Below are 13,765 nucleotides of genomic sequence, written 5' to 3' on the forward strand. Positions count from 1 at the left end.
ATGGAACCGACAGTTGCGAACAACGGGTCGTCCGAGAGTGCTGCGCCGGCTGCGAGGAAAGCGCCACTTCGGTGCGGTGTGTTCCTTCCGCCGTACCACAACCCTCGACGCAATCCCACGATGGCGATCGAGCAGGATCTCCGCCACGTCGAGGACCTCGATCGGCTCGGATTCCATCAGGTGTGGTTCGGGGAGCATCACAGTGGTGGATACGAGGTCGGGCCGTCGCCGGAACTGATGATCGCTGCGGCTGCGCAGCGGACGTCACGCATCGAGCTGTGCAGTGGGGTCATCTCGTTGCCCTACCACCATCCGCTGATGGTCGCCGATCGAATCACCTTCTTGGATCACATGACTCGTGGACGTATCCGCATCGGTGTCGGGCCGGGTGCGCTCGTGGCCGATTCGCAGATGATGGGCATGGACTACAGCCTGTTGCGGCCGCGGATGGAAGAATCCCTCGACGCCATCCTGGAACTGCTGGGCACGCCGGGTCCGGTCGACCGGAAGACGGAATGGTTCACCCTCGAGGACGCTCGCGTCCAGCTGGGCCCCTACTCGTACCCGGGCCTCCCGATCACGGTCGCGGCCGCGATGTCGCCGTCCGGCCCGAAGCTGGCCGGGAAATACGGACTTGGCCTGCTATCCATCGGCGGCACCGGCGACAAGTCGATCGAACTCCTCGAGCAGACGTGGGGCATCACCACCCATGAGGCGAACGAGCACGGGCAGAGCGTGGACCGCGGCGACTGGGCGATCGTCGGCAACATCCATATCGCCGACACCGTCGAGCAGGCCGTGGAGGACACCAGGTACGGCCTGCGTGACTTCATGGACTACCGCCACGTGGTCACCCCGATGAAGATGATCGAGCCCGGCGAGCAGGTCGCGCACGAGGAGCTCGTCCGGCGTGTCAACGAATCCGGATACGGCTGCATCGGCGACTCGAACGACGCCATCGCCTACATCCAGAAGATCATCGACCGCACCGGCGGCTTCGGCACCTTCCTCGCGACGGCGCACGACTGGGCCGACACCGAGGCCACCTCGCGCATGTACCGAATTCTCATGCGCGACGTCATGCCCCGCTTCACGAGTGCATGCGAACCGCTCCTGAACTCCTACCACTGGACGCAGGCACGCAAGGAAGGCTTCAGCGAGCGGTTCGCGACCGGGATCAGCCAGGCGACGATGGACTACGAGCGTGTGAAAAATGCTCGGTAGTACAGCAATTCTCAAATCGACACCTCTCATTTGTACTCAGGAGCATTGATGACTTCACTCGACGGAAAAGTAGCTGTGATCACCGGCGGCGCACGAGGACAGGGACGTTCTCACGCACTCTCCCTTGCCGCTGCCGGCGCGAAGATCGTGGTGTGCGACGTCGCGGCACCGATCAAGGAAGTGCAGTACGCACTCGCGACACCGGACGACCTCGAGGAGACGATCCAGCTGGTGAAGGAAGCCGGGGGCGAGATTGCCGGCATCCAGGCCGATGTCCGGAGCAGTGCGGATATGAAGGCGGTCGCGGACCTGGCCGTATCGCAGTTCGGGCGGATCGACATCCTGCTGGCCAACGCCGGCATCCACGATCACGCCGAGTCCACGATCGAGATCGACGACGACGCATGGCAGACCATGCTCGACGTCAACCTCACCGGGGCGTGGAAAGCCTGCAAGGCCGTCGTCCCCGTGATGATCGACGGAGGCCGAGGCGGATCTATCGTGATCACTTCGTCCGTCGACGGACTGGGCGCTTCCCCGTCGTGGGGGCACTACGGTGCCGCGAAACACGGCCTCCAGGGCCTGAAGGACACCCTCGCATTCGAGCTCGCCGACCACAACATCCGGGTCAACACTGTCAACCCGACCGGCGTCAATTCGCCCATGGCGGCCGGCCTGTCGCAGGTGCTGCCGCACGTGGTGCGCAAGTGGAAGCACAACGACCGCACGAACCTGCTCGACGTGATAATGCTCGAACCCCAGGACATCTCCGACGCGGTGCTGTGGCTCGTATCCGACGCCGCGAAATACGTGACCGGGATCGACCTGCCGATCGACGCGGGTTACCTGACCAAGCACTGACCAGGCACTGACCAGGCACTGACCGAAGAGGTTCGCCGCGACACCCACTTGCGGGGCAAGGAGCAACATGTCAATTCACGAGAGCGGAGCGACTCGATGACACCGAGTGCCGACCTGGCCCGCGAGTTCCCGGCCACGTCACTGGTCGGCCCGTCCGCGGACGGCCTCGACCTGCCGTACTGGGAGGGCCTGCGGGCGGGTGAGCTGCGGCTGCAAAGGTGCGGCGAGTGTGACCTGTGGATCTGGGGACCACGGTGGATGTGCGGCCGGTGCCAGACGTTCGACCCGGAGTGGGTCGCGGTGGAACCGGTCGGACGGGTCTTCTCGTGGTCGCGGACCTGGCACCCCTTCATCCCGGAACTGGCCGGCGAACTGCCGTACGTCACGGTTCTCGTCGAACTGCCGCATGCCGGAGGACGCCGAGTCCTCGGTCTGCTGGCGGAGAGCAGCGATACCGACATCGCCATCGGTGATGCAGTTGCGGGCATCATCCAACAGCCGTCCGAGACACCCTGGCCGCTGCTCCGATGGCAACGCGTGAGCACGTCAACCCAGACCGAGCGGGGAGCACAACGATGACCGATACATTTCTGCGTGGTGCGGCAGCAGTGGTAGGCGTCAGCGAATTCCACTACAAGCGAGGCGAATCGCCCGACAGCGAGCTTCGGATGACCTTGCAGGCGATTGTCCAAGCTGCTGGCGACGCCGGTGTGTCGCCACGCGAGATCGACGGCCTCGTCTCGTACGGCGGCGGTGAGAACGACGGGACGGTCGTGGGTGCGTCGCTGATGGCGCACCGGATCCGATGGTCGAACATGATCTGGGGTGGTGGCGGGGGCGGCGCCGCTGCGGCGATCACCAACGCGGCGGTCGCCATCGCGGCCGGTCAAGCACAGTGTGTTGTCGTGTATCGCGCCATGGCACAACAGGATTCCGGGCGTCTCGGATACGCCAAGCACCATTTCGACGGTCACATGCTTCCGCACGGCGTCGGATCACCGGCCCAATCGTGCGCGCTGCGCACCCAGCGGATGCTCGAGCACGACGGTGTTCCGGAATCCGCGATGAGGTCGCTGGTTCTCGCCGACTACCTCCACGCGCAGCAGAATCCGGATGCCGCCGCGTTCGGTCGTCCACTCGACGAATCGACCTACGAGGCCGCCCGGATGATCGTCGAGCCGTACCGGCTCTACGACTGCTCTCGGGAGAACGACGGAGCCGTCGCGCTGATCCTGGTGGCCGCCGATCGTGCCGAGAAGCTCCATCCGAATCCGGCGTATGTGCTGGCCGGCTGCCAGGGCGCGGTCGGCGGATACGCCGTCGACACCGAGAACGATCTCGATTACACCTCGGCCGGATTCTCCGGCGCCGCTGGGGTCGCGGAAACCCTGTGGGCGGATGCCGACCTCGGTCCCGACCAGGTCGATGTCGTCCAGGTCTACGAAAACTTCAGTGGCTCCGGTGTGGCCGCACTAATCGATCACGGACTGTGCCCGCGCGGATCAGAAGCCGGCAAGGTCATGACAGTCGAGAATCTGACCGCTCCACACGGACTGCTTCCGGTGAACACCAGCGGTGGCAACCTCGCGGATTCGTTCGTCAACGGAATGGGGCTGGCGGTCGAGGCCGTGCGCCAGGTGCGTGGAATCTCGACCAACCAGGTTCCCGATGCGAAGGTGTCCCTCTTCATCGGTGGACCCATGGCGGCACTCTCGAGTTCGGTCCTTCTCTGCACGCGCGACGTGCTGTGAGCTGAAAGGAAGCATGACATGAGCACCGACACCGACACCGACATCGATGGCGTGTCGATCGCGGACCGAATCGTCGGCGCCTGGGAGCTCGTCGAGTATTCGACGACCACCGACAGTGGGACGGTCGACTACCCGCTGGGCCTCGACGCTCGCGGACTGATCATCTACTCGGCAGGCGGGTTCATGTCGGCACAGATCATGCGCCCCGACCGAACCCGGTACCGGTCGCCCAACGTGCACAGCGGCGAGGTGAGCGAGCGAAGTGAGGCTGCGGGCGGATACCTCGCGTATTCGGGCCCCTACCGCGTCGACGAGGACAACTCGGCTGTCTGGCACGAGATGGCAGTATCGCTGTACCCGAACTGGATCGGCGACAACCAGAAACGCAATGTGCGGTTCGACGGCGACATGATGACTCTGTCGTCGGATCCTCTCGTGTTCCGCACGACCACGCTGTCCCCGGCGCTGGTGTGGCGACGGACCACATCACGTTCGGAACAGGCAGCGTCGTGAGCGGGGCGCAGGTTACCGTCGCCGTGGACCTGTCGACACCGACCGCGTCGGTCGACAGCACCATCCTGGTACGACGACCGGGTGCCGTCGACACGGTACGGATCACAGCTGCGGACCTTCGTGCGGCGCAGAGAAAGCGCTCGTGGATTCAGGCCGAACACGAAAACGGTGGCGCGTCCGGTGGGCTCGATGTGCTGCTCGACGTCGTCGTCCACATCGCGTCCGATGCTCGCACCGCCCGCTCCGAAGCCAGGTGGCAACCGTCGACGACCAACACGGACGGAGACGACACCGTCGTCTACGTCGGAACGCCGAGCGGCCTCGCAAGCTTGATCCTCGACATCCGGTCGGCGGAGGTGGCCGACGGCGTCACCGTGGTACCGGCCATTGCGGAGGGGGAATCGCGCGATGCGTGTGTGCAGCTGTTGATGGGTGAAGTGCTGACGATGCTCGAAACCCGAAACGTGACCTCGGACGCGACGGTTCGACAACACGCCAGCTGAGCCCAGACCCACCGAGAGCGGAGAAGCCCGTGCGAATCGTTGTCCACCGGACCCCCGGTGAGCCGCAGATCCGGCTCGAAGACGCCGATGAGTTCGGCTCCCTCCAGATCGAACCGGCCGACCGGGAGCACAGTATCTCGGCAGGCGACCTTGCCGTTCTCGGCAGACCGTCCGGCGAACAGCACGTCTTCGTCGATCCGGGCGCGATCCGTGCTCTGGCGGGGGCGCAGGCCTCCGACGAGTCGTGGTCGGCGAGCTTCGACGCGATGGTCGCCTACGCAAACAGTCGCGGATGGCTCAATCCGGCAGGCGAGATCAGGGTGCACATCGCACCGTGCGAATGAGAGGACGGCACATGTCGACACGATTGAATAGTGGCACGGGCACGGTGGTGGACACCCGGGAGCTCCGCGATGTATTGGGACATTTCTGTTCCGGCGTGACGGTGGTGACGGCGATGGTGGGCGAGGAACCGGCGGGGTTCACCTGCCAGTCGTTTTCGGCGCTGTCACTGGATCCGCCTCAGGTATTGCTGTGTCCGAGCAGACGTTCGACGAGTTGGCCGGCGATCCGTACCACTGAAACATTCTGTATCAACGTACTTTCCTCCGGCCAACACAACCTCAGTGACCGCTTTGCGAAATCGGGTGGACCGAAGTTCGAGGGGGTGCAGTGGCGCCCGGCCGGGCGCGGAGCGCCGATCCTGGGCGGTGTGGCGGCCTGGTTCGAGGTGACGCTCGCTGCGGAGCATGACGGTGGCGATCACCTGATTGCCGTCGCCGACCTGCTCGACTTCGCTTCCGACTCCACCACGCAACCGTTGGTCTTCCACCGCAGCCGATACGGCGAGGTCGTGGATCTGAACCACCGGTCCTGACGCAGACCTCGAGTGAAAGTGTGAGTGATGGGACGGCCACCGAAGCCCTTGATCAGTCGGAGTTCGACGATCGCGGCAAGCATCGAGATCATCGACACCGAAGGAATGGATGCGTTCAGTCTGCCGCGTGTTGCCAAGCAACTGAACGTGAAAACGTCCTCGCTGTATCACCATTTCGCTGATCGTCGTGAGCTCATGACGGAGGTGGCGAAGGAGATCATGACGGAGGCGACCGTGCCGGAGTATTCGCCGGGTACTCACTGGGCGGAGTGGTTCGTCGAACTCGGTCTCAATTACCGCGACGCGATCCTGCGCCACCCCAATGCCGCGCTCGTGCTGGTGCAGTTCCTTCCGCGTGACGTCCTCACGAGCACGTATGAGAAGTGCGCTCGAATCCTCGACGACGGGGGCGTACCGACACCCCTGCATGTGGTGATACTGGACGGGTTGGAAAAAATCTCACTCGCGACCACTCTCACCGACCTCATGCGCGACCCGGTCAACAACAGGGAGATTTTCCCGAACGTCAACGAGCACAGACATTCCACGCTGACCCGCGCGCTGGCGGCCAACAAGTGGTCGTCGCGGGAGCTCTTCGTGGTGACGATCCGCGGTTTCCTGGCCGGGGTGATGGGACTGGCCACTACACCGGTAAGTGGCGAAAGCCTGCGGGATTTCATCGGCTCCTGAGCGATGCGGTTGCTGGAACCCGGCGGGCAGCCTTCCGAGGACATGGGTCCAACGTAAGTAGGCGATCTCGCTTGTTCGTCAAAAAGGCTGTGTACCAGGAAATTCGGACGTTCGACCGGGTGTGTGCTGACTTGACAGTGTTTATCTACAGCCTTACGGTATATCCGAGCTGGCCGACCATGACCGAAGTGCGCCCACCTTCTGTGCCGGCGTGTTCCTGTCGCGGGTTTTCGAAAGAAACATTGTTTTCGAGCTGCCCGGTGAATTCGATCTACCGATGATGCGGAGTGAGCCATCATGACCCTTGATTTGTATGTGGACGGCAAGTGGACTACCTCTGCGAGCGCGGAGCGTATCGACGTCGTCAATCCGACCACCGAGGAGCGGATCGGGGACGTCCCCGCGGGAGCTGCGGTGGATGTCGATCTCGCGGTGGTCGCGGCGAGGCGGGCGTTGGAGCCGTGGTCGCAGACCGAGCCGAGCGCACGAGCCGAAATCGTCTCGCTCCTGGCGGACGAGTTGGAGCGGCGGCAGGACGAGATCACGGACATCGTCGTCGCCGAGGTCGGCACCCCGCACAGGGTCGCACGTTGGGCTCAGGTCGGATTGGGGATCGTCGACCTGCGGGAGGCGGTAACGGCCGCGAAGGATTTCCCCTGGGAGGAACCACTCCGCAATTCGCTGATCGTGCGTGAGCCGGTGGGTGTGATCGGCTGCATCACGCCGTGGAACTACCCGCTGCACCAGATCACCGCCAAGATCGGCGCTGCGCTGGTGACCGGGTGCACGGTGGTCGTCAAGGCCAGCGAGGTCGCCCCGTTCACCGCCCGCGCTCTGGCGGAGGCGGTCGACGCGGTCGGAATCCCACCCGGCGTGTTCAACCTCGTCCACGGGTACGGACCGATCGTCGGCGAGGCCATCGCCGTTCACCCGGACATCGATATGGTCAGCTTCACGGGCTCGAACTCGGTCGGCAAGAGAGTCCTCGAACTGGCCGCGGGAACCGTGAAGCGGGTGTCGGTCGAACTGGGCGGAAAGAGCGCGGCGGTGCTGCTCGACGACCTGAGTGACGACGAGTTCGCGAAGGCCGTGCCGCACACCGTGCGGGCCTGCTTCATGAACGGCGGACAGTCCTGTAATGCGCAGACCCGCATGGTAGTGCCGCGCTCGCGCCTCGCGGCCGCAGAGAAGCTTGCCGCGGAGGCGGTCGCCGGCTACGCACCGGGCGACCCGACCGACGGCGACACGAAGCTCGGACCCATGGTCACCGCAGCGCAGCGTGAGCGGGTGCTCGGCTACATCCGTGCAGGAGTCAAGGAAGGCGCGAAACTTGTTGCCGGCTCGGTCAACGCGCCGGCCCGTACCGGTTACTTCGTGGAGCCGACGGTGTTCTCGGACGTGGACCCGGACGCCACGATCGCCCAGGAAGAGATCTTCGGTCCGGTGCTGTCGATCATCCCGTACGACACGCCCGAGCAGGCGGTCGAGATCGCGAACGGCACGATCTTCGGTATCGCCGGCGCCGTGTGGTCCGGCGACCCCGAGCGCGCGAAGTCGGTCGCGCGCACGCTGCGTGCCACGCAGATCGAGGTGAACGGTGGAAAGTTCAACGGTGCTGCGCCGTTCGGCGGGTTCAAGCAGTCCGGCCACGGGCGTGAGGGCGGGGCGTTCGGCCTCGACGAATTCACCGAAATCAAGAGTCTGCAGCTTTAGCGATGTGTGCGGGGACCCGAGCGGACCCCGCGAAGGAGAGTGTGCACGATGGTATATACCGATCTGCCGTACGACGAGGCGACGAAAACGGGCTTCGCGCGGGCGATGTTCAATCACCTCGACAACGACACCACCGATCTGGCGCCGGAGATCCTCGAGATCGATCCGCGCGTCTACACGGACCCGGAGCTGGCGGCGCGTGAGCGCAGAGAGCTGTTCGGATATGTTCCGATCATCGCGGCGCACAGCACCGAACTGCCCGGGAAGAACGACTTCCTGACCGTTCAGCTACCCAACAATGAGGTTGTTCTCGTTCGGCAGGCGGACGGTGGAGTTCGTGGCTTCGTCAACACCTGCCGGCACCGAGGAGCCAGGCTCGTTCCCGATGAGAAGGGCTCGAAGCGGATCTTCTCGTGCCGCTACCACGGCTGGGCGTACGCGAGTGATGGCAGCCTGCGGTCGATCGCGGACGAACCGACGTTCGGAACGGTGGATCGCAGCTGCGTGAGCCTGCTGGAGATTCCGGTCGAGGAGCGGCACGGCTTCGTCTGGGCCATCGACTCGGCAGCAGGTGACCGCAAGATCGACATCGCGCAGTGGCTCGGCTCGGAGTTCGACGACTCCCTCGCCGCCATGGAGATGGACAAGTACACCTGCTACGTCACCGAGAACTTCGATGTGGACATCAATTGGAAGGTCCTGATGGACGCCTTCCTCGACGGCTACCACATCACCTCGACCCACGCCGGGACTGTGGCCCCGTACTTCTACAACAATGCGCAGGCGTGGGAGCCGATGGGCAGGCACGGACGAATGGTGACGGCACGCAAGAGCATCGACGCGGTGCGTGGTGAAGCACCCGAGGGTGCGTCGATCGATCGGCACATCACCGTTGCGCATTTCCTGATGCCCAATATGTCGGTGCTGCGTCAGCCGGACCATTTGGAGGTGCTCAATTTCGTACCCGCTCCCGGCACGGCCGTCGGGACTCGGATGCAGATGCGTCTGCTCACGCGAGAGCCTGCAGTGACCGACGAGCAGAAGGTGCGGTGGGACAAGAACTGGAGCATTCTCATGGCCGTGCTTCGGGACGAGGATCTCGTCGTCAACGAGGGCTTGCAGAAGGCTGTCGCGAATACGGACATCGGACCGCTCTACTTCGGGCGCAACGAGATTGCCAACCAGCACTTTCATCAGTGGATGGCCCGCGCGTTCGCGGATCCACGGAGATGGGGATGAGTACCAGCTTCTGATGCACTCTGGTGATCGGCGGCCGACTCTGTCGGCCGCCGATTGCTGTCTCGGCCGAATCATGCTCAATATCAGCATATTGAGACAATTCAACCTCTGTAGCTGCTTGCCTCGAGGTATCTATACCCATTAGATTGAAGCGATGTGACGTATAGGTCCCGGGCTGGCATCTGGACGGACCGCAAGGAATGTGCGTCCGAATGCTCTGCCCCCAGTTGATGCACGTTCACGTCGTCACTCGCACGTCACCGGCACATCGAACGCAGATACTCACACCCTGAAGGAACCAACATGTCGAATAGATCCAGTCTGGGGAACGAGAGGACCACTTCGGGTGCTCGATCCGTGGTCCTTACCTGCTTGGCCATCACGATCCTCGATGGTGTCGATCTCATCATGTTCGGCGCGGTCCTCCCGACGTTGTTGGAGACCGAACAGTGGGGAATCACCACCGCAACAGCAGGACTGATCGGAAGTCTGTCACTGTTCGGCATGATGGCCGGTGCGATGCTGGCCGGCTACATCACGGATCGCATCGGTCGGCGACCTGTCGTACTCGCCTGCATCGTGAGCTTCAGCCTCTTCACCGGATTGTGTGCCATGGCGCCCAACCTGGAGGCTTTCGGCCTCTTCCGGTTGCTTGCCGGGCTCGGTTTCGGTGGAGCTCTCCCCACCCTCATTGCGCTCACGCAGGAATACGTCAAGGTCGATCGGCGGCAGTTCTACAACGGCGTCATCCAGACCGGGTTCCCCATCGGAGGAGTCGTGGTTTCCATTGCTGCCATCTTCATGATTCCCGCGTTCGGCTGGAAGTCGATGTTCGCTGCGGGTGGCCTCCTGGGCATCGTCCTTTTGGTCATTGCGTACCGGCACCTGCCCGAATCGATCGCATTCCTCACGAGCAAGGGGCGGCACGCGGAGGCCCGTGCGCTGGCGCAGCGATACTCGATCGATGCCGGCGCCGAGTCGGGCATGGCCCTCGATCAGACGAGGAGCACAGATTCCGAGACGAAGTCGGGACTGAAGCTCTTGTTCGCGCCTGGATACAGGATTGCGACGATCATGTTCCCACTCATCACTTTCTTCGGTCTCCTTGTCTCGTACGGCATGAATACCTGGATCCCGCAGATGCTGAGGGCGTCAGGTTACGATCTCGGGTCTGCTCTGACGTTCCTGCTCGCCTTCAACCTGGGCAGCGGGTTCGGCATGGTGGTGATCACGGGTCTGGCGGATCGGCTGGGATCGCGCCGGGTGATTTCGGTGAGCTTCGTCGGTGGTGCGCTCGCGGTGTCCGCACTGACTCTGCAGCCGGCGCAGGCGCTCGTATTCGGATTGGTTCTGCTGATCGGTTTCTGCGCGTCGTCCACGACAGGTGTCTACGGATTCGTCGGGGTCTTCTACCCGGCTGCGGCGCGTGGTACGGCGCTCGGCCTGGCTGTGGGTCTCGGCCGGTTGGGCGGGGTGTGTGGCCCCATTCTGACCGGTCTGATCATGAGTTCTGCCCTTGGCGCGAACTGGGCCTACTACGCCTTCGCGTTCGCCGGAGTGGCCGCCGCGGTGCTGGTGGCGCTGGTTCCTCGCAAGAAGCGAGCCGAACGCGAAACGCCCGTCGCCGTCGAAAAGGCTGCCGAACCCGCTTGAGCGCCAATCGTTCCTACGACTTCTGGAGCACGTGATGTTCGATCTACTGATCGCGAACGGAAGAATTGCCGATGGAAGCGGCGAACCCGCCGTCGTTGGTGATGTGGCGATCACCGATGGCAAGATCGTCGCGATCGAGCCGACGATCGACGGTGATGCTCGTGAAGTCATCGATGCCACAGGGAAACTGGTGACCCCGGGGTTCATCGACGTCCACACCCACTACGACGGTCAGCTCACGTGGGACACCGAACTGCTGCCGTCCTCGGGCCACGGCGTGACAACGGTGATCACCGGAAACTGCGGAATCGGGTTCGCGCCGGTTCGCGAGGGAACCGAGGATTGGCTCGTGGCTCTGACCGAAGGCGTGGAGGACATTCCCGGCTCGGCTCTCCACGACGGCATCACCTGGGGGTGGGAGACCTTCCCGCAGTACCTGGACATCCTCGCCGAACGTGAGTTCGCCGTGGACGTTGCCACGCAAGTGCCCCACAGTGCAGTCCGGGCGTACGTGCTGGGAAACCGTGCGGAAAAGGACGAACCGGCGACCGACGACGAGGTAGCCGAGATCGCTCGCATTGTGGGCGAAGGCATCAGTGCAGGCGCGGTGGGTGTCGGGACCTCGCGAGTGGCGGCCCATCGCGGGTCGGGTGGTGAAACGCTTCCGGGCACAAGGGCCCCGGAGGAGGAATTACTCGCAATGGCTCGTGCAATGCGCGATGCGGGCGGCGGTGTGTTCCAATTGGTGCCCTCCGGAGTTGCGGGAGGCGTAGAGGGACAGCCTGGCGAGCAATACCGTGCCGGGCTGGGTAAGCGCGACGCCAACACGCTGTCGTCGGAGATCGAGATGATGCGACGGCTGCATCGGGAAACCGGTCAACCCATAACATTCACCTTCGCCGAGAATCTGACACTCGGCGCGGAGGAGTTCACGAAGGCCCGCGCAATCATCGCGGACGCGGGGAGATCCGGCGAACGCATCCACCCGCAGATTGCGCCCCGGGCAATCGGCGGGCTGATCTCCCTGGCGACCTACCACCCGTTCGTCGGGCGTCCCAGCTACGTGGAGGTCGCGGATTTACCGTTGGCCGAGCGGAGGCGCAGGATGGCGCAACCGTCGGTGAAGGCGCAGATATTGGCTGAAGAGGATCTTCCTGTCGATTCCGGCGACCCACGCAAACACACTCACCTGACGTTTCAGCGCAATCTCGCGAACATCTACAGCCTTGCCGATCTCGACTACGAGCCCGACCCGAGCAGATCGATGGCCGGGCGCGGCGAGGCCGAAGGGCGGGACCCACTCGACGTTCTCTACGACCTGCTGATCGCCGATGAGGGGCGTGCGATTCTGATCTGGTTCGCCACCGGATTCGTCCACGGCAATCTGAACCGGATCGGCGAGTTTCTCAGCGATTCCCAGTACGTGATGGGGTTGGGGGACGGGGGTGCGCACGTTGCCTTCATCTGCGACGCAAGCTTCCCGACGTTCCTGCTGTCGCATTGGGGGCATCGCCGTCGTCGCGGACCGCGGTTCGCGATCGAGAGCCTCGTCCGGAGACTCACGAAAGACCCGGCCGAACTGTACGGATTCGACGACCGTGGCACGTTGGCCGTGGGTAAGCGTGCGGATCTGAATGTCATCGACGTCGAGAAGTTGTCGTTGACGCTCCCGCGACTCGTCGCGGATCTGCCTTCTGGGGCCGAGCGGTTCATTCAGGAAGCTCGTGGCTACGCGGCGACGGTTGTCGCGGGAGTCGTGACGCGACGGGACGACCAGGACACGGGAGCCCGGCCCGGGCGGCTCTATCGACGGCAAACGACGCACGCCGGTTCGGTTGCCAAATCTACGATCCATAGATAAAGTTCTGTGATGTGGCTAACAGCGACTCGGATCGCTACTGGTGGCGTGGTCGCCGCCGGCTTCGTATAGGGAGGGTCAGCACATGTCGGAATATGGACTCCCGAACTTCTCGACCGAGCTGTCCGGCAATGTTGCGCTGGTGACAGGTGCAACGTCCGGCCTCGGCAGGCGCTTCGCCCGGGTGATCGCGGATGCAGGCGCTGATGTTGCCATCGCTGGTCGACGTGCGGAGAAGCTGAAAGAGCTTCAAGAGGAGATCGAAGCCGCCGGTGGCAGATGTGTGCCGATCGTTGCGGATGTCACGGACGCGGACGACCTCGTGTCCGCAGTCGATCAAGCCGAGTCGGGGTTGGGCACGGTGACGATGCTGGTCAACAGTGCGGGTATCCCGGACGCGCAGCGGGCACACCGCATGTCCCTGGACCTGATCGATGCGGTTATCGCCACCAATCTCCGTGCGCCATTCGTGCTCTCGGTCGAGGTTGCCCGGAGGCTGATCGCGGCAAAGCAGTCGGGACGCATCGTGAACATCTCGTCGATCGGCGCATTCCACTACGACGGGGATGGCGCTGCCTTGTACTCGACGACGAAGGCGGCGATCAACCGGATGACCGAGACTCTCGCAGTCGAGTGGGCCACGAACAACATCAACGTCAATGCAATCGCGCCCGGTGCGTTCGATACCGAGATGATCGCCGGAATGATCGAGCGCGTGGGCGATTTCACGCCGGCCCTCCCGCGCAAGCGAATCGGGCACGTCGCTCAACTCGACAGCACCCTGCTCTATCTTCTCTCGCCTTCGTCCGATTTCGTTACCGGCACGACCATCAAGGTCGACGACGGGCAGAAGGCACGGTGATCGTAGGAAGGCCCCCGCGCA

14 protein-coding genes are annotated in these 13,765 nt (G+C 63.7%); all 14 read left to right on the forward strand.

The window, feature by feature from the left end:
- The 14 genes from ACFWAY_RS21130 (at position 1) to ACFWAY_RS21195 (ending at position 13,744) form a co-directional block, all read left to right on the forward strand.
- The gene (locus ACFWAY_RS21130; protein ID WP_378511986.1) at positions 1-1,224 is read left to right on the forward strand and encodes an LLM class flavin-dependent oxidoreductase; all 1,224 of its coding nucleotides are present in this window, start codon (positions 1-3) and stop codon (positions 1,222-1,224) included.
- Between the two features lie 48 nt (positions 1,225-1,272).
- The gene (locus ACFWAY_RS21135; protein ID WP_378511987.1) at positions 1,273-2,085 is read left to right on the forward strand and encodes a mycofactocin-coupled SDR family oxidoreductase; all 813 of its coding nucleotides are present in this window, start codon (positions 1,273-1,275) and stop codon (positions 2,083-2,085) included.
- 96 nt (positions 2,086-2,181) lie between these two features.
- Complete coding sequence (locus ACFWAY_RS21140) at positions 2,182-2,664, forward strand: Zn-ribbon domain-containing OB-fold protein (RefSeq protein WP_378511988.1); 483 nt, start codon at positions 2,182-2,184, stop codon at positions 2,662-2,664.
- Positions 2,661-3,836, forward strand: a complete 1,176-nt coding sequence (locus ACFWAY_RS21145; RefSeq protein WP_378511989.1) for a transporter — start codon at positions 2,661-2,663, stop codon at positions 3,834-3,836. Before ACFWAY_RS21140 ends, ACFWAY_RS21145 begins: the two co-directional genes overlap by 4 nt.
- Before the next feature lie 18 nt (positions 3,837-3,854).
- Positions 3,855-4,349, forward strand: a complete 495-nt coding sequence (locus ACFWAY_RS21150; protein ID WP_378511990.1) for a lipocalin-like domain-containing protein — start codon at positions 3,855-3,857, stop codon at positions 4,347-4,349.
- Positions 4,346-4,852: a hypothetical protein gene (locus tag ACFWAY_RS21155; RefSeq protein WP_378511991.1), complete on the forward strand. Its 507-nt coding sequence runs from the start codon at positions 4,346-4,348 to the stop codon at positions 4,850-4,852. Before ACFWAY_RS21150 ends, ACFWAY_RS21155 begins: the two co-directional genes overlap by 4 nt.
- Positions 4,853-4,881: 29 nt before the next feature.
- On the forward strand, positions 4,882-5,196 hold the full coding sequence (locus ACFWAY_RS21160) for a hypothetical protein (protein WP_378511992.1): 315 nt from the start codon (positions 4,882-4,884) through the stop codon (positions 5,194-5,196).
- Between the two features lie 11 nt (positions 5,197-5,207).
- Positions 5,208-5,729, forward strand: coding sequence for a flavin reductase family protein (locus ACFWAY_RS21165; RefSeq protein WP_378511993.1), 522 nt, complete (start codon positions 5,208-5,210; stop codon positions 5,727-5,729).
- Positions 5,730-5,756: 27 nt separating this feature from the next.
- Positions 5,757-6,419, forward strand: coding sequence for a TetR/AcrR family transcriptional regulator (locus tag ACFWAY_RS21170; RefSeq protein ID WP_378511994.1), 663 nt, complete (start codon positions 5,757-5,759; stop codon positions 6,417-6,419).
- 297 nt (positions 6,420-6,716) lie between these two features.
- A complete protein-coding gene (locus ACFWAY_RS21175) occupies positions 6,717-8,132 on the forward strand; it encodes an aldehyde dehydrogenase family protein (RefSeq protein ID WP_378511995.1) in 1,416 nt (471 codons plus the stop codon).
- Positions 8,133-8,180: 48 nt separating this feature from the next.
- On the forward strand, positions 8,181-9,371 hold the full coding sequence (locus ACFWAY_RS21180) for an SRPBCC family protein (protein WP_378511996.1): 1,191 nt from the start codon (positions 8,181-8,183) through the stop codon (positions 9,369-9,371).
- 303 nt (positions 9,372-9,674) lie between these two features.
- Entirely contained in the window at positions 9,675-11,024 is a 1,350-nt protein-coding gene (locus ACFWAY_RS21185; protein ID WP_378511997.1) for an MFS transporter, read from the forward strand.
- A 34-nt stretch (positions 11,025-11,058) separates the two neighbouring features.
- Complete coding sequence (locus tag ACFWAY_RS21190) at positions 11,059-12,885, forward strand: amidohydrolase family protein (RefSeq protein WP_378511998.1); 1,827 nt, start codon at positions 11,059-11,061, stop codon at positions 12,883-12,885.
- Between the two features lie 82 nt (positions 12,886-12,967).
- A complete protein-coding gene (locus tag ACFWAY_RS21195) occupies positions 12,968-13,744 on the forward strand; it encodes an SDR family NAD(P)-dependent oxidoreductase (RefSeq protein ID WP_378511999.1) in 777 nt (258 codons plus the stop codon).
- The last annotated feature ends 21 nt before the right edge of the window (positions 13,745-13,765 follow it).

This window comes from Rhodococcus sp. NPDC059968 (assembly GCF_042738615.1).
GTDB lineage: Bacteria > Actinomycetota > Actinomycetes > Mycobacteriales > Mycobacteriaceae > Rhodococcus_F.